We start from the raw sequence: 17,275 nt of genomic DNA on the forward strand, positions 1-17,275 counted from the left end.
TCGAGTTGGCATTTCGATTCTTGCTTCTTCGTCATTTCGCTCAGAAATTGCCGCTGTTTTGCATTGGCATCGTTTTTGTACAGGGCGATGAATAATAGGATAGGCCTGGAAGTTTTGCCAAGAACGTGGATACCTAAGTCTTTAAATAACCCTTCCTCAAATCGCGTACTTCTTGCGGCGTACGGCATTTCAGTGCCATGTCGGCGATCCTTTCCATGTCATCCACACGGATCTGTCTAATCGCACGCCTCACTGCTGCCGCACGATTCGGACTCAGGCTCAATTCTCGAATTCCAAGCCCAATCAGTAGGCAAGCAAAATCGACTTCGCTTGCTTCTTCACCGCATACGCAAACCGGACAGTGATGCTTATCCGAAGCGGCAACAATCAGCTTGATTGCCCGAAGAATCGCTGGGTGCATCGCGGTACAGTCATCGCCACCTTCGATAAGGCCTCGCTCCACAGCCAGCATGTATTGCGTCAGGTCGTTCGTACCGATCGCCACAAAGTCTGCCAATTCCAGAATCTCATCCAAAGCAAATAACGCCGCTGGCGTCTCAATCATTGCGCCGATTTTCGGTCTTTGTTGGATTCCAACGTATCCGGTTGCCCTTTCGACGGCGCCGATCGCCTGGGCGAAATCATCTGGTCCCGTGACCATCGGAAAGAGGATACGAACATCAGCCGTTCTTGCTACCTGGAGAATTGCTTTGAGTTGCGTATCCAGAAGTTCGACTTCTTTCAGCGAGAACCGAAGGCCCCGCAAGCCAAACCTGACATTCGCGTCAGTCTTCTCCGAAAGCAGGAATGGCGGCAACTTATCACCACCCAGATCGAACGTTCTTATGGTCAGTGGAAGGTTATCCAGGTTTCTCGATATGCTGCTGTATATCTCGACCTGTTCTTCGAAACTGGGACGCTCAAACGATTCGAGGAAGAGAAACTCCGTTCGGAACAGACCAATTCCAGAAAGGTTGTGTTCAAGGATCCCTTGAGACTCCATGGGTAACCCCATGTTGCCAAGTAGCGTAATAGAAACGCCATCGCGAGTCTCACATGACAGCTCTTCTTCGGAGGCGATCACCGACTTGCATGCTTCGGCCTCCTTTGCTAACGCAAAAAAACGATATTCCGCGGCCTTCGTAGGAGCGACTTCGGCACATCCACTCTCGCCGTCCACCAAGATACGAACTCCTGGCTGGATTCTGGAAACAACATCGGCGATGCCCGTAATGGCAGGGATACCCAGGGATCGAGCAACGATGGCCGTATGGCTCAGCGTTCCTCCCAGCTCTGTCAGAATCGCGACCACGCCCGACTTTGCGAGTTCCACGGTCTCGGACGGCAATAATTCGCGCGCGACCACGACTGCCCCCGGAGGAAAAAGCTCACGAGGACTGAAAGAGGGAGCAAGTAGATGTTTTAGTATTCGACGCCCTACATCTCGAACATCCTGCTCGCGTTCACGAAAGTAAGTGCTGTCGAGTTGCTGGAATCGTGTCACAAACTCTTGGATTACGGAATTCAACGCTTCCTCGGCATTGATTCGCTCGCGGGCGATTTGCTCTTTGACAAGAGTAGCGATTTCATGCGCCATCGTAGCATGAACAGCCAATAGCTCTGCCGTGTCAATCATCCGCGGTACGTGCTGGGCGAATTCTTCATCCGCTTTCAGTTCGTGGGAAGATAGCTGCAGTGCTTCATCCAGCCTACCTCCTTCCGACGCAACTTCGGAATCCGAAATGGGGCGTTGGGAAAGTTCAATTCTGCGTTCGATATCGTAGTCGTAGAGGACGGCAATACCGTCCGCAAAGCCTGGCGAAACGGGAATTCCCTTAAGTGTTGGCATGGTGAGACACACCTTCCATTGTGATAAATGTCAGAGGATATATTTCCTTGATGAATTCATGGTCACACGAGCACAACTCGATTGAAAATGAGAGTGACGCGTGTGGTAATCATCCCTCGCCGCCGATTTCGAATTCAAAAGAACTCGCTGGATTGAGATGATCCGTCAAGTCATCTAAGTCTTCCGCCGTTTGTCCATGATCGCGCTTCGCTTCATCAAACATTGCCTTCAGTTCCTCAAGATCGAGGATGCCGTGAGCTAACATGGCACATTGAACAAAGCCAATCCAACGATGTAGTTTTGTCGCGGGCGTATCTTCGGAGTGCTCTTCGATTTGATTGCACATCCAGACTAAATGCGCCGGCTGTAGTGCGGAAGGCAGTGAGGACTGCGTAGCATTTCTTTGTTGAACCAATTGCTTACACTGCCGCGCCATCGCACCAATTAACAGATATGAGTTGTCCATGAGACGACTCCTTCGATTAAGTTCACTTACTTCAAAAAGTTAGCGACGTTTCCAACAGTCGTGGTTGGAATGTCACGTACCCAATCTCAATTGGGCACCATTGCCGCGTTCGAAGCGGCTAGATTCGCTATCAAGGGGAAGCGACGACTTGTCTTTCGATGTGAGACCGGCACGCCGGGCATCTGAATACTTCCGTCGCGAAAAGCCTGACTTAAGGAGGCTGGAATCTCGGCTTCGGCGCGTACGACGTTCGCACGACTCTTGGCATGCTTCGCTCGCATCTCTTGATGTTTCGCGATCGCCATTGCACGTCGTTTTTCGGCCAATGCCAGGGCAATGCGGGAGTCTGCGCTGGCCTGATCTATCCGCAACTTGGCACCAATGTTTCGGCCGACATCGATGTCGGCAATGTCGATAGAGACAATTGCGTAGGCCGTATCCGAATCCAATCCCTTATCTAGAACCTTGCGAGTAATGAGCATCGGATCCCGAAGTGCTTCCTGGTAACTATCGCAAGAACCAATCGCCGAGATGACCCCCTGGCCAACACGTGCCACGACGGTTGATTCCGTTGCACCTCCAACTAGCTGCAACAAATTGGTCCGGACGGTTACTCGTACCGTTACTTTAAGTTGGACACCATCCTTCGCGACACCGTACAACACGTCGCTTCGAGCATCGTTGGGATCGGGGATCAGGATGACCTTGGGAAGGATGCTTGTCCTGACCGCATCCAGAATATCGCGTCCGGCAAGATCAATCGCAGCTGCCGTATCCCAATCCAAGCGTATGCCTGCCCTATCGGCCGCGATCACAGCGAGTGTGACGCGGCGGATATCACCTCCGGCCAAGTATAGGGCTTCGATGGTTCGAGTCTCCACGACAGCCAATCTTGACTGAACCGCCATGATTTTGCATTCAACCACGGTGTGGGGATTGACTCGACGCAAGGACATGAAAATGAGATCGAGAAAACTGATGCGTGCCCCGGTTGAATAGGCCTGCAGCCATAGCCGGAAGTACCAGGTCAAGAGAGCAGCTACGACGGCCAAGATGACCCCCGCGAGAACTAAGCTCAAGTATGCGATCATATGGATTCGCTTTCGCACATCGATGACGTGCATTCAATTGCAATGGTGCACGCTTCGATGAGATGAAAATTCGTGCAAGGAGACAGAACTCGAATAGCTTGGGGCAGGCGTGTCCAGCGTCACGGGAAAAATTGCCCACGTGATGAGTGACCGGTCTCGTACTTCAAGCTCGATTTATTAGCCAAGCATAGGACTCAGGATCGGTTCTTCTAGAGATCTGCCTAACGACCAATAGGCTAACTCGGACGCAAACGCAATAGCTCTAGGATGTCGATATGTCCAAGTCATCACCGTCGTGGTTTGCATGTCGTGCATTCCAGTCAAATACGCACATGATGCCGATCTTGCGAGCCGACGTCGCTACCTGCGGAATTAAGCACTCCGCTTACTCTTTCGAGCTTTAATCCGACTGAGCTTCTTATGGGCGGCTGACTTGACATTCGGCGCAGCTTCTTCCATCGCCAATACCGCGTTCAAGTCATCGGCCCCTTCTGGAGCCATCCCTGCAGCGACATGGACAAGTCCACGATTGTAAAGAATCATGGCCTTCATTTCGGACGGCGTATCAGGCACAGCGAGGGCCATCGTATAATCCTCAATTGCCCCGTGATGATTGTGCTTCTTAGCCTTGCTCATCCCTCTTCGGTACAAAGAATTTGCTTTATTACGGTCCGATAAGTAACTGATCATCCATTCCAATAGTGTCACTAGGCAGTCCTTTCTGTGACGCGTTTGCGTCCTTTTGACGAGCGTTTTCGGGCGACTGTCGCCGGAAACTCCAGGCAGCGTTCCTGCACGGTTAGAAATCGTTTTCCATCGGTACGCTCGTATCGCTCGGCTCGAACGAACCAAAATGCCAGACCTCCGCTATTATGTTTCGGAGTTTCTTCAGAGGTCGCTGCGCGAACACCTAACGAGCCTTTCTTTCCCGTTTTCTGCCAGCCTCGACGCTCCATTATCATTCGAACGATGACCCCAATAGCTTGTCGCAAACGCGTTGTACGTTTCACATGAACCCCGGCCAGAAACTGATTGATCTCTGGCTGCGCTTCAAGTTCACGCACGACACCGGCAAGTGGTGCTCGATCGTGATGAGTTTCTGACTCTTCCATTCGTCGCTGCCGATCGACATCGCTAAAGAACTTGAGCACCGCATCGAAGGGTTGTTCTCGATCGTTCACGACATCGGCAAACTTATTGCCTTGCCGGTCGGCCAAGAATGAATTGCGAGTGATTTGTATCCGCGACATTGGGTTCTCCTGTGCCTCTTCTTCCGAGATCTTTTAATAGATCCCTTTTTCTGACGTACAAATATTGTATCTCTTATTTCGTGCTGCGGACATGGAAAAACTTGGAACAAGGTCAACTATTCACGCTGTCGGTTCTGCTATCACATCTTGCACATCAGGATTAGCGTGGCCGGATGTGATGGTCAACACAGTAGTTACATCATTTGGAGCAGAGTTTCGAGGGCTACATTGCGTGTCTAAAATAGAAGCGGGACGAACGTCCGCACTTCGACAAATACCCAATGTCGTTGCGTTGTTTGCCGAATACTTTTGGATTTGACCTATCCCATTCCATGAATAGGGCGTAGACTACCTGCGGTTGGTCAGTCGATCGTGACTACGCTTTCACCCCTTCTCTGAGGGTTGGTCCCCGACGCTCTTTCGCCCGTCCCACCTGGTAGGTCGTACTTTCGATCACCTTCTTTTTTCTTTCGGGACGCGGCTATGTGCCATTTCCTGGTACTCAATTTGGAGATCTGTGTTGGGTAAAAAACTGTATTGCGGCAATCTTAGTTACGAAGTTTCCACATCGGACCTGGAACAATTGTTCGGTTCTTTCGGCCAGGTCGAAAACGCCCAAGTCGTGATCGATCGCGACACGGGGCGCAGCAAGGGCTTTGGTTTCGTGGAAATGAATTCCGATTCCGAAGCGCAAGCGGCCATCAATGGTCTGAACGAATCGATGCAAGGTGGCCGTAGCTTGACGGTCAATGAAGCCAAGCCGCGCGAAAGTCGTAGTGGCACTGGCGGCGGATATGGCGGTGGACGTGGGCACGGCGGCGATCGTGGCCGTCGCTATTAATCGCAACAAACGCGATTTCTAAATCTTGATCCAAGGATTCAATTAGGTAGCGCGTGTGCGGATGTGTCAGCACGTGCGCATGCGCTATCTTTTCTTCTACTGCCACGGGGAAGTCATGGCCAAGAATACGAACACGATTGAAAAGCATCGCCGCGAAGTAGAAAAGAAGCGCAAAGCGGAAGAAAAACGCAAACGGAAACGCATCCGCAAGGAATCAACCTAGCGATTCTTCGTTATCAACGATGATGCCCAAACGCGCGTTGACTTGGGAATGGATTCGACCGCGCGCCGCTTCCCAATTTTGTCGCGAGCGACGAATGATGCTCTCCTCTACCGAGATAACCGTCCTGCAATCCTTTCGCAAGTTTTACATGGAACCCGGCGAAATGCTCTGCTTCAACGGCGTGGACTTGATTACCAAGACGCCCGCCTTGGAAAGCCTGGTCCATAAGCAATTTCTAGTTCGGGAAAAGTTCGCCGGAGCATTCTCGTTAACTCGTAGCGGCTATGCCGAAATGCGAAGTTCTACCTGAATCGTGCCGTCTTCAAGTCCTTCAAGTGTGTCGTTCTAATGGCATAGGTCCGCTTATTGGTGCCAGCGGTAAATACCATGAACCGCCTGAAGACAGCGTCCCAGGTTTCTGAATCGGAAGGTCCGTATGGCTATCAAACGCATGCACGACTTCAAGACTGCGTCCATTTGCACCTGACATCGCTGGTGGCAAAGTGAAAAAGGGGGGGCGTCATTAGTCACTTGTCTTGAAGGAAAAAAAGACGATTCGTCCTGGGACATATAGATGCATTTCGCACTAACGACCCAGATAGACGTTCAAGTCTCAAACGGAGAACCATGACTCACGAAACATCCGGGTTCTTCTGCTTAGTTTTCTCGTTCCGCAGTCCAAACTTCTATTGCCTTACGCTCGCGAGAGAAGTGTCTTTCAACAAGTAGTGGTTCCGCTATTCCCTCAGGCTTCAGTCATTACCTCAACTAGAGGGCCGAGATGGTTGCCAAGTCCAAGGCGATGACGGATGACCACACTCTGCACAGATCAGGAAACGGGGTGAACATCACCCCGTTTCGGCACGAACGTGATCGTCATCCTTCCACCTGCGATAGAACGGCTACGCGTTCACGCTGACTCCCTGACGAATAACAGGGCAATGAATGTCCAGGCGCAAGGACCCTCCCTTCAGTCAAAGGGGTAGGTCTGTAGCGTTCGACGATGAATAACGAGGCGGCACATCTCATTTAATCTCTTTATCTTTCAGGACAATCGGGTCAAAAAGGCCAACTTCAAGCGACGCACAACTGCGTAATATTTTTATGGCAACTTTATGCGGAATTTGCTACATTGCCTCCAAGTGTTCATCCTTCCCGCGACTGCTCCCCTCCTATCCCTTCCACAACTCGGTCGGCCCATAGCCGATTACCTCATTTCCTGGGCTCAGAATCATGGCACTGGCTCGTCCCTGCGCGTTGCTAATGCGCCTCCTATTTTCTACTCTCACGATCACCTTTTTTGTGTCGAATGGAACGTCAGCAACCCACGGATCCGAGTTGCTGCCGGAAGATCGGTCGATTGCCGAAGTGGTCGACCATTATATCTCAGCACGACTCAAAAAGTACGAGATCGAGGCGTCTCCGCCTGCCAATGACGCCAATGTGCTCCGACGTACAACGCTTGATCTGGTAGGCCGCATTCCGACCAGTAGTGAGACTGCCAGCTATCTCGCTGATACAGATGAATTCAAACGACAGAATTTAATTGATCGGCTCATCGGGTCGCCTGCTTTCGTTCGCCATCAGGTGAACGAGTTCGATGCCTTGCTGATGCCATACGATAAAAACAGTTTGCGCGAGTACTTGTTACCAGCGTTTACTGAAAATCGTCCTTGGGACCAGATGTTTCAAGAGATGATGCTTGGGCGAGAAGATGATCCAGAGCAAAAAGGGGCTCTACAATTTGTTAAATCTCGGGTCGGGGACATTGATCGTTTGACGAATGATGTCAGCGTCACTTTCTTTGGCGTCAACGTAAGCTGTGCGCAGTGTCACGATCACCCGGATGTCTTCGAGTGGAGCCAGGATCGCTTCTACGGCATGAAGTCATTTTTCAACCGCACCTTTGAAAACGGCGGTTTTATCGGCGAGCGTGACTATGGGCTGGTTTCGTATCAGACGACCGATGGCGAAACTCGAGAAGCTCAATTGATGTTTTTGACCGGTAAAGTACTGAAAGAGCCGGAGGTTGCCGAGCCAGACGACGAGGCCAAGAAAGAAGAAAAGAAGACACTCGAAGCGCTGAAAAAGAAAAAGCAGGCTCCCCCAACTCCTAGTTTTAGTCGTCGCGAACAATTGGTTGAGATCGCCTTGAAGTCGAGCGAGAACAACTATTTTGCCAAGGCGATTGTCAATAGAGTGTGGAATCGTTTCTTTGGTTATGGATTGGTGATGCCTTTGGATCAGATGCATCCCGCGAATGAATCGAGTCATCCCGAGTTACTAGAGTGGCTATCCCGCGATCTTGTTCAGCACAATTACGATTTGACTCGGCTTGTCCGTGGCATTGTTTCAAGTGAGGCGTACTGCCGTTCCAGTAATTGGACCGGGGATTCTCGCCCCGACCCAGACATGTTCGCCGTTGGCAGTGTGCGTCCTTTGACACCTTTCCAATACGCGACACTTTTGCGTGTAGCGACGGCGAATCCCGATTCATTTGGCGACGATCAGAAGACAGAAGATGTTCAATCACGATTGGCCAGTCTAGAGAACGCTGCACGCGGGTTCGCCCGTGAAATCGAACATCCCGGGGCGGAGTTTCAGGTCGGCGTTGCTGAAGCCCTGTTGTTTTCTAACAACGAGCGGGTCCGCAACGAGCTTCTGCGGGAATCTAATGACACGCTGATCGGAAAGCTGAAAAAGATTGATGACGTCAACGAGTTAATAAGTGTCGCCACTTTATCGATTTGGAATCGCTTGCCCGAACCTGAAGAGAAGGCAGCGCTGGTCGCATACCTTCAAAATCGGTCGGACCGTCGCGACGAGGCTATCGTTCAGATGGTCTGGGCTATGCTGACCTCCAGCGAGTGTCGATTCAATTACTAGCCGTCCAAAACAGGCAGCGGGCTAAGTTGCCATGGCATTTGAGTCAGGAGTATGACAATGTCGAAACGACGAAATTGGTTTTGTGGTTCTGAAGAACATCGAATTAGCCGGCGTAGTTTTCTGAGCACGGCAGCTGCCACCGCTGGATCGATGTCCGCGTTGAACCTGCTACGCGAGCCGACCTTAGCAGAGGAGCTAAAGAAACAGGACAAACGCGTCATCTTGCTTTGGCTGGCAGGCGGTGCTAGTCAACTAGAGACTTGGGATCCTAAACCAGGAAGTCTGACCGGTGGGCCTTTCGCCGCGATTCCCACTTCCGTGCCTGGGATTCACATCTCGGAATTGATGCCCAAGATGGCTCGGCGCATGGAGGACACGGCAATTATTCGCTCTTTGAACACCAAAGACGGATCCCATGGAGGCGGGGCCCGCCTGATGCACCTGGGAAGACGCGATGAAGCGTCGGTTACATTTCCGGATATGGGCGCCGTCTTGGCCCGTGAATTGGGGAACATTGATAGTCGAGTGCCCGATAACGTTTCCTTCTATACCGCAACTGAAGGCCGAGGAAACGCCATTGGCCAAGCAGGCTTCCTGGGGGCGCGTTACCTACCAATGTCGCTGACGACGAACTCGAAGCCTGACGATCTGGCCCGCCTTGAATCGATCTCGGATCTGGATCATAGACAAAGACACGATTTGCGAGAGCTACTGAGCAAAAGGTTCATCGAGTATCGCCATTCCAGCAGCTTGCGAAGCCACAACGAGGCATACTCCCGCGTTCGTGGCTTGATGTCCAGCGACAAGCTCTTTGATATCTCTGAAGAACCACAATCGATTCGCGATCGCTACGGTCCATCGCTGTTTGCCGAGCAATGCTTGATCGCGCGACGATTGGTCGAAGCAGGGACGCCGTTCGTTAAAGTGTCTCGCGCATGGTGGGATAGCCATGGACAGAACTTTGAAACCCATTTGGAACTCGTTTCCGAGCTTGACCACGTCATGTCCACATTGTTGGACGACCTTAAGCAACGCGGTCTCCTTGAGAATACGATGGTCATCACGTTGGCTGAATTCGAGCGAACGCCCAAGATCAATGCCAGCCTGGGGCGTGATCACTTTGCTAGCGCTTGGAGTTGTTCACTTTCGGGCTGCGGTATCAACGGTGGCATGGTTTACGGAGCTACCGACGAGGATGGCCAGACCGTTAAAGATGGAGAGATCGATGCCGGTGATCTGTTTGCCACGATCTATCAAGCTTTGGGCATCGATCCGCACACCGAATATTACGTCGGCTCACGACCGATTCCGTTGGTTCATGAGGATGCTTCAGCTGTGAAAGAAGTCATCGCATGACCCAGGTGACAATGATACAGGATGATTTTCAAACAGACCTCCTATAGGCAAGACGCATGACAGCCGATCCTAGTAATCTGAAATTGATCAAGGAAATCTCACGGCACGATATTTTGTTTTGCGTTGTCACGCTGAACGAGACAAATGTGTTCGTGGGAAGCTCGGATAGCAATCTCCATTGGATCAACACCCAAGATGACAAAGCTGAGGCAAGCAAACTGTCAGGGCATACCAGTTATGTCACTGGGCTGGAACGAGTGGGTGATCAACTCGTGTCTGCGGCCTACGACGGCAAATTGAAATGGTGGGACCTGGAAAACAAGACCGAGACCCGAAGCCTCCCCGTGCGAGGCACCAGCCGGTCCAAAAGCGGGCGGAAGACCCTCTCCGTTGGTTGGGATTTTCACACGGTTTACGTCGATCGTTGCCAAGCTCTCAAAGTCGGCCCGGCACCTCCAGAACGGCCGAAATCGGCCCGGAGACTGCGAACTCGGGTCCGCAAGGGAGAAGTGGTCAACGCCGTCAAAATGGCTCGCAAGTACCAGAGATTCCTCGAACGGCCGGATGTTCTCGGCTATCGAGACGCGGCCAGGAAGTTCGGCGTCAGCAAGACCATCGTCAGTCTGCACATGGCCGTCGTCACTCGATTGCCGGAACCGTTCATCGAGTGGCTGGCGAGTTGTAAGGATCAGCTGGTTCTCGCCTTCTTCAGCGAGCGTCGCCTGAGACCTGTCACCAGAACTGAGGGTGACAACGAGAAAGTGGCGGGGCTGCTGGGGCTGATCGACGCGTGTGAGCGCCAGCTCGAAGAAGAAAACGAACAGCTCAATCTCGCTCGCCAAATACTGGCGGTACTTGTCTCAGATCAGCCAGCCGCCGGTCCATCAACGCCGAAAGGGCGTGAACATCGGTCGATCCAGCTCGACTGATTGATACGACTGAGCGGCAGCTTGCCAAATCACGCACCCGAGAAGCCGCTCAGCCTTTTCAAAGGCCGCTACCGGGGTGCAAAAAATAGATTTCCCTGTGTTTTAGCGTCTTTTGCGAGTCTACCACGATGCGGAATGTTTACCAGTCTCTGCTGCTTCTAATCGCCGGAGCCACCCAGCAGGAACTGGCTCGGCAGGTCCGCTATCTAAAAGTTGAGAACGAAATCCTGCGGAGCAAGCTGCCTAAACGGGTGACACTGACTCCGAAGGAAAAGAACCGTCTCGCGAAGTTCGCAGCGAAGCTCGGGTCGGCTCTGAACGAGCTGGCGACGATTGCACATCCCAGCACCATCCGACGCTGGATTCGCGAGGCGGCTGGTGGCGTCAAGAAGTCGGTGGCGAAGCGCGGTCGCCCGAAGACCAAAGAGGAGATTCGGGAATTGGTCCTGAAAATGGCTCGTGGGAATGACTGGGGTTACACCCGGATTATGGGTGAGCTCAAGAAACTCGGAATCACGCCGCCGTCTCGCAACACGATCAAGAACATTCTCAAAGAGAACGGTCTCGATCCAGGACCGAAGCGAGGTGAGGGAACCTGGGACGACTTCCTGAAGCAACACGCCTCTACGCTCTGGCAATGCGACTTCTACGCCAAGAAAGCTCTGACGCTAAAAGGCTTTCGTGATCTCTACATCCTTGTGTTCCTGCATGTCGAATCACGACGAGTTTACATCACGCCATCGACATTCCACCCCAACGAGGAGTGGGTAAAGCAACAGGCGGTCGCCTTCCTAGACTTCGTGAAGGAGAGCGATCTCGACATCAAGCTGTTGATGCACGATCGGGACACGAAATTCACAGCTTCATTCGATGCATTGTTCGATCAGGCCGGAGCGAAGATGAAACAGACAGCGTTCCGATCACCGAACACCAACGCTTTCGTAGAGCGGTACATCCAGACGTTGCAACAGGAAGTGCTGGATCACTTCATCGTCTTCGGAGAACAGCACATGGATCACATCGTGGCCGAGGCGGTTGAGCACTATCACGAGGAACGTCCCCATCAGTCCAAAGACAACGAGCTGTTGATCAAACCGCCTGATGAAGAAACTGAAGACGACTCAGGAGATCAGAAGTACCGGCTGCATTGCAACGAGCGGCTCGGTGGACTGCTGAAGCATTACTACCTGAAAGCTGCGTGAGGTTGCACATTCACGCAGCTTCGGATTTTAGCATCGGTGTGGACTGGTTCTTGAAATGCGGTTGAAAACTCCCTTTCGATCTGCTCCTCATCTTGTAGGAAGCCACCAGTCGGCCCGACATCCAGGTGTGTCGCAAATCCATACGGCAATCGTTGCTCCTTCTTCGAGGGCGATTTGCTGCCTAAGCGAGATGGGTGGTTGCCTGCTGCTTCGGTTCTTGAAAATACATTGCATGCGTAGCGGAAGATCTCTTGACGGTCATAGTCTGGCGTTGAGGATGTCGACGCCGAACGAGTGTGAAAACTTTGTCTTGAAATCCACTCGCAGTTGATCGTGTATGGGGTTTGAGTTCTTGAGTTTTGAGAGATAATCGCGAAAGTATCTCATCACTTCGTTGAACAGATGACCAGGTTGGAGTTTCACTGTCGGACAAGCGTTTCCAGCAGTGGAACTTGTCGCTCCCAATCCATAAGTTGCGTAGCCAGTCGCTTCAACGGTCGGAGGGTCATTCCCCGGACTGATCCAACAATAGAGAGGAGCATGGGCCTCGTGAAGAATCCCGCATCGGAAGCCAGAATACAGAACATCAGCTATATCAGATAAAGCTTGGTGTCGTGGAGCACCGGTTGGGTTCCTTGGAGGTCGATAGCCATCAATGTTTGGTGTGAGCGAGCCTGCGTAGCACGGTAGGTTTCTTCTTACGAAGTCTTTGAAGACTACGTTGTCGCTTTCCAGTTTCCCCTTCTCGAACTGACTGAGCGTGTCAATGAGCAAACAGGTCATCGCTGCTACGGAAAATGAGTAATGGCCTCCCTCATCTCGACGAGCAAGGAACCGCGCGAGCTTCATTCGCCAGCCACGAACGTTGGTCTCCAAGAGCACCTCGATCGGTTCGATATACCAGCCCCGAAGTCTCCTCTCAAAGTGATCAACGAGTTTACCGAGGTCGCCGCGATCTCGGAGGACTTCGTCATACTTGGTGTGTTTCGTAAAATGCCCCCTGGTCGGAGTAGGTTCGTACCAAGGGGTAAATGCTGTGCCGGTACTCATTGCAGCCTTTCAGATAAAACCATAACTATGTTACTTCCGCCGGTTCTTTGAGGTCCTCAAGAACCCCAGATCGTCTTGGAGTTGTTCGGAGGCTGATTCGAGTTCTTTTGCGATTTCGACCGGCCCAGTTCAAACCGCTCTGCCGAGATAGAACACGTAGCCGTAGCTGTCACCATGTTTCTTCCACAGATCGACTTCCGTTTGCTGCATGTCCAGTATCGCGCGGGCGACTTCGTTCTCAGCATGCTGTTCCCGATAGCTGGCAATCCGTTGTTCGACCGGGCCGTAGAAGTTGTGCCAGTCTTCGGTCGGTAGGGTGAAGTGATCAATGATCTCGAATCCAGCCGATTGCATCTTCTTGAGATTTGCATCGACATTGGAAATCGCGGGATACTCTGCCTCCCAGAACTCGACCGCCGGTTGCGGAGGATGATCGGTCAGCCAGGTGAGCTCGGTCACCGCGATCAATCCTCCAGGACGCAGCAACCGTCGCCAGCGTTTGAGCCCTGACTCAAAGCCGATGTTGTAGATCGCCCCCTCGGACCAGATCAGATCGACAGAAGCGTTCGGGATCGGCGGATCAGCCATATCCGCCAGCAGGGTTTCGATGCGTTCCGACAATCCGGCCCGCTGAGCATGCTCATTGACTTCAACCAGAAACGGCTTATGAATGTCGCTCGCGGTGATCTGGCAGTCGATCGCTTTGGCAATCGCGATTGACGCAGCGCCAGCCCCGCAACCGAAATCAACGACCCGTGGTGACGCTGGTAACTCCCCCAGCATGGACAGAGCTTTCAGCGTGCTGGCTTTGCTGCCAGGACCTTTGAGTGCCAAGCCTTCGTAGAATGAGAACATCAAAGCCATCTGGTAGTGAGTCTCGCACGCTTCGAGCATCTGGGCTAACGGCTCGGGATCTGCCAGGCGATGATCGTTGCCCACTTCCATCAGCGTCGGTGCTGGCATTCCGCTGTTGGCCATGAGTTCTTCGCTGTGCTCGAACGGCACAATGTCATCTTTGCGGGAATGCAGGATGGTGGAGTTGGGTTTGAGCTTCGTGACCGTTCCCCACTTCTTCCAAGCTGGACACAACAGAACCAGTGGCGTGTCGTGCGAGTCGATGTTCATCGCCACCGCGCCGCCACGGGAGCTGCCAATCACGACATCCGGCTGATGCTGATCGTACTCAGCTTGTGCCGTCGTGACTGCTGCGTCGAAATCATCATCGTCGAGGGCCGGGTTGATCACGGTGTGTCCATGATCTTTGAGAAACGTCGGCTTGACGCCGCCGGGGATGGATTGCCATCCATGCAGGAACAGGATTTTCATTGTTGGTTCATTCGCCTGATTATTTCTCGGGGGCAACAAATCGCGAGGTTGCAGTGCCATCCGCATCAAAGGAGACGACACCGGTATCTCCCTGGAGTTCGATTCCCTCGATGGTGATCGTCTCGCGTTGACTTTCTGGGCGGCGATAGACCAGGTCACTGCTGCCATCGGAGCGAATACAGCGAAAGATCAATGCGTTGACGTCCGCCTGCTGGAGTTCGACGCGATCGACGCACCACCTTTGATCAGGCCCGGCTGGGACGAGGACCCAGGCTCGTGTCGTGGTTCCGGTTGCCTTCCATTGGAATGTCGGCGTCCACATTGGGGCACGGTTCTCACCGACGACATGCCAGCCCTGAATGTGTGGCTCGGTCTGTCCATGAATCAGCTCGACTGCGAGTCCATCCGTGACAGCAGGCATGATGCGGAGGGCCGCACCCCCGTCCCAGCAATGGACGGTTTTCGATTTGTCATCGACAACGCCCGCATGATTGCGACGACTGTGGAACAGGGCCTCGTATTGATGCTCCTGATCGTCGGCCGGTTCGACGGTATCGAACACAACCCAGTAAGACGTTTCGGGGGGATTGGTTCCTTTGATGAAAAGGATCTGCCGCGTCTGCTTGCCCTCGACATGTTTCCCGGGCGGAAACCAGCCGTGTGTATGGAAGCCTTCGGCGTAGTCGAAACCGTCCGTCGTCACCCAGCGGCGTTGCTCAGGAATGTGGCCGTCGATTTCATATCGTGGATAGGTCCGGGCCTGCACGCCGCCATCCACGAGGATCGTGTTGTAACCGCGAGTTGATCCGGTGTAGGCCGCGAACGGACCGCCCGAGTATGAACCACGTCCGCCGCTGGCCAGTAGCTGATGACCACCGTAATCAACATAGATGTTGAGTTTGTCCTCCTTGCCGTGACTCGCACCGACCGGACCGGCGTCCATGAACAAATACCTGTGCTGCGGCCCCCAGCCGGTTCGCATCACGATATGCCCCGCATTTGGAAAGTAGATCGAACGATAATCGGGTGGACTGCCTTGTTCGCCTTTGGTCGCCATCCAGAGGAAATCGTCTCGGTGCGGATACAGTTTGTGAGCGCGACTCATGTGGTCGTCAATCATGCCCCAGGTACTGTCATTCAGGTCGATTTGACCCTGGTCAGGGCGAGAGAGTGCGATCGGATGTCGATACGCGAGTTCGAGCACGTCGAGAAACTGCTGAGGGACCTCCCGACCCACGCGACGGTACAGGGCAATCATGTTTTCCATCGCCATTAGCGACGCCCAGTTGTAGCCTGTGCTCAGGCTGACATGACTGCCATCGTCGTGAAACTGAACCTTCAGCACTTCCTGCCAGCGCCGCACCGCTTCCTGTTCCCAGCGTTTCGATTCCTTCAGTTCAGGCAGCATCAACGCTGTCTGCAACAACGCCACGCAGATGTGGGCACCGCCGTCATCGTGGGCGGCGAAACTGCTGGGGTTCATAATCAGCCGACATTGTCGGATGAAGCCGAGCAACATGTGGAAGTGAGCATCGTCCGTGAAGTCGGGTGACTTGCGGAACTCGTCGTAGGCGGGCCACCAAGTCATCTCGCAACGACGACCAATGTTGCTGGTGTTCAGGTAACCCAACTCGAACGTCGTCCCGTCCATCCAGTTCAACCTGCCGATGTCGGGATTGCGAGGATGCAGGAACGGCTCGCGAGCCACCCAGTCCTGCACTTCGCGCGAGAAGCGATCGACGTAGCGTTTGTCCTCGGTTTCTGAGTACGCCTTCGCCAGTGAGACCCAATGAAAATGCCGCGTCAAATGCCCGCTGCACAGATCCCAGCGGATGGTGCTATCATCGTCCACAAACTGCTGCGTGTTGCCCGCACCATCGACGTAGGTTTTTGAGAAGGTGTGAAACGGTCCCAGCGTGCCGTAACGATCTTCGAGAACCGCATCAGCGACTTCAAGATAGTTGGTGCCGCAATACTCAGGCTTGAAGCCCGGTCCGATTGGAGTTTTGCGGGAGCGCAGATGTTCCAGCAACAACTGCCCCGCCTGTTGTCGATCGCCACGCTCGATGGCATCTGTGACATGCTTCAACGCAGGATCTGTTAGATCGAGAGCATCCAGCACGATGTCACGTGCGGATGGCTGCGTGTGCGATTCAAGGTCGGTCACGTTTGTGACCGACAAGTCGCGGAATGTCGCGGTGTTCTGGCGGGCTTCATTCCCACCAGTGACAGCGTAGAACCCGATCTGTCCGGGCGTCAGCTTCCGATTGAGGCTGAACTCGTAAATGGGCCGATCAAAGTGTTCAAAATAGAACCGTAATCGACTGCCACCATCTTCGGGAGAACAGAGAATGCGGAGCTTGTAGTCACCCTCGTGCGAAGTGAACTCCCAGGGTTTCTGATACTGGTGATTATCGACCCAACCGGGCGGTTTCGGAGACGGCTCGCGACGCGGCTGATTGACACCGTCAATCCAGATGTCCCAGGTCCCGCGATGCTCACCCTCGCGAAGCTCAAACTTGACAGACTTGGGTGCTGTGAACGGATCAGCCTCTGGTGAATCCAGCCCGATTGCAAATCCCGCAATGCACTGAAGATCGCCGTCCGTCCGCTCCGTTGGATCAATACGAATGCCCACTACGAATGTGTCAAGTTCAGCAAACCTCTCGGGGAGGATGTGGCTCGTTTGCCGCGTGGCCGAGGCCGCAACAGTAGTCAACCTCACCCCGGCTTTTCCGTCTGGGTCATCCGCACGTGATTCCGGCGCAAGCCACAGAACATTTGTCAGAACACCAACGACAACCAT

13 protein-coding genes are annotated in these 17,275 nt (G+C 53.2%); 6 read left to right on the forward strand and 7 right to left on the reverse strand.

Annotated elements, in window-relative coordinates:
- Window positions 1-133 precede the first annotated feature (133 nt).
- From ptsP to Pan97_RS18795, 5 genes are all read right to left on the reverse strand, one after another.
- Window positions 134-1,849, reverse strand: coding sequence for a phosphoenolpyruvate--protein phosphotransferase (ptsP, locus tag Pan97_RS18775; protein WP_144975242.1), 1,716 nt, complete (start codon window positions 1,847-1,849; stop codon window positions 134-136).
- A gap of 109 nt (window positions 1,850-1,958) precedes the next feature.
- Window positions 1,959-2,315 (reverse strand): non-structural maintenance of chromosomes element 1 family protein, encoded by a 357-nt coding sequence (locus Pan97_RS18780; protein ID WP_144975244.1) that lies wholly within the window; start codon window positions 2,313-2,315, stop codon window positions 1,959-1,961.
- 86 nt (window positions 2,316-2,401) lie between these two features.
- Window positions 2,402-3,406, reverse strand: a complete 1,005-nt coding sequence (locus tag Pan97_RS18785; protein ID WP_144975246.1) for a flotillin-like FloA family protein — start codon at window positions 3,404-3,406, stop codon at window positions 2,402-2,404.
- A 372-nt stretch (window positions 3,407-3,778) separates the two neighbouring features.
- Window positions 3,779-4,042, reverse strand: a complete 264-nt coding sequence (locus tag Pan97_RS18790; RefSeq protein WP_144975248.1) for a hypothetical protein — start codon at window positions 4,040-4,042, stop codon at window positions 3,779-3,781.
- A 71-nt stretch (window positions 4,043-4,113) separates the two neighbouring features.
- On the reverse strand, window positions 4,114-4,656 hold the full coding sequence (locus Pan97_RS18795) for a hypothetical protein (protein WP_144975250.1): 543 nt from the start codon (window positions 4,654-4,656) through the stop codon (window positions 4,114-4,116).
- A gap of 520 nt (window positions 4,657-5,176) precedes the next feature.
- Here Pan97_RS18795 and Pan97_RS18800 point away from each other — a divergent pair.
- The 6 genes from Pan97_RS18800 (at window position 5,177) to Pan97_RS18825 (ending at window position 12,093) form a co-directional block, all read left to right on the forward strand.
- On the forward strand, window positions 5,177-5,497 hold the full coding sequence (locus Pan97_RS18800) for an RNA recognition motif domain-containing protein (RefSeq protein ID WP_144975252.1): 321 nt from the start codon (window positions 5,177-5,179) through the stop codon (window positions 5,495-5,497).
- Window positions 5,498-5,814: 317 nt separating this feature from the next.
- Window positions 5,815-6,030, forward strand: a complete 216-nt coding sequence (locus tag Pan97_RS18805; RefSeq protein ID WP_144975254.1) for a hypothetical protein — start codon at window positions 5,815-5,817, stop codon at window positions 6,028-6,030.
- A gap of 923 nt (window positions 6,031-6,953) precedes the next feature.
- Entirely contained in the window at window positions 6,954-8,606 is a 1,653-nt protein-coding gene (locus tag Pan97_RS18810) for a DUF1549 domain-containing protein (protein WP_165698851.1), read from the forward strand.
- A gap of 57 nt (window positions 8,607-8,663) precedes the next feature.
- On the forward strand, window positions 8,664-9,962 hold the full coding sequence (locus Pan97_RS18815) for a DUF1501 domain-containing protein (RefSeq protein WP_144975256.1): 1,299 nt from the start codon (window positions 8,664-8,666) through the stop codon (window positions 9,960-9,962).
- A 56-nt stretch (window positions 9,963-10,018) separates the two neighbouring features.
- Entirely contained in the window at window positions 10,019-10,891 is an 873-nt protein-coding gene (locus tag Pan97_RS18820; RefSeq protein WP_144975258.1) for a WD40 repeat domain-containing protein, read from the forward strand.
- Between the two features lie 128 nt (window positions 10,892-11,019).
- On the forward strand, window positions 11,020-12,093 hold the full coding sequence (locus Pan97_RS18825; protein WP_144975260.1) for an integrase core domain-containing protein: 1,074 nt from the start codon (window positions 11,020-11,022) through the stop codon (window positions 12,091-12,093).
- A 1,179-nt stretch (window positions 12,094-13,272) separates the two neighbouring features.
- Here the strand turns inward: Pan97_RS18825 and Pan97_RS18830 are convergent.
- Window positions 13,273-14,469 (reverse strand): class I SAM-dependent methyltransferase, encoded by a 1,197-nt coding sequence (locus tag Pan97_RS18830; protein ID WP_144975262.1) that lies wholly within the window; start codon window positions 14,467-14,469, stop codon window positions 13,273-13,275.
- A gap of 19 nt (window positions 14,470-14,488) precedes the next feature.
- Window positions 14,489-17,194 carry a heparinase II/III family protein gene (locus Pan97_RS18835; RefSeq protein WP_165698852.1) on the reverse strand — a complete coding sequence of 902 codons (2,706 nt, stop codon included), beginning with the start codon at window positions 17,192-17,194 and terminating at the stop codon, window positions 14,489-14,491.
- Between the last annotated feature and the right edge of the window lie 81 nt (window positions 17,195-17,275).

The sequence above is a fragment of the Bremerella volcania genome (genome assembly GCF_007748115.1).
GTDB lineage: Bacteria > Planctomycetota > Planctomycetia > Pirellulales > Pirellulaceae > Bremerella > Bremerella volcania.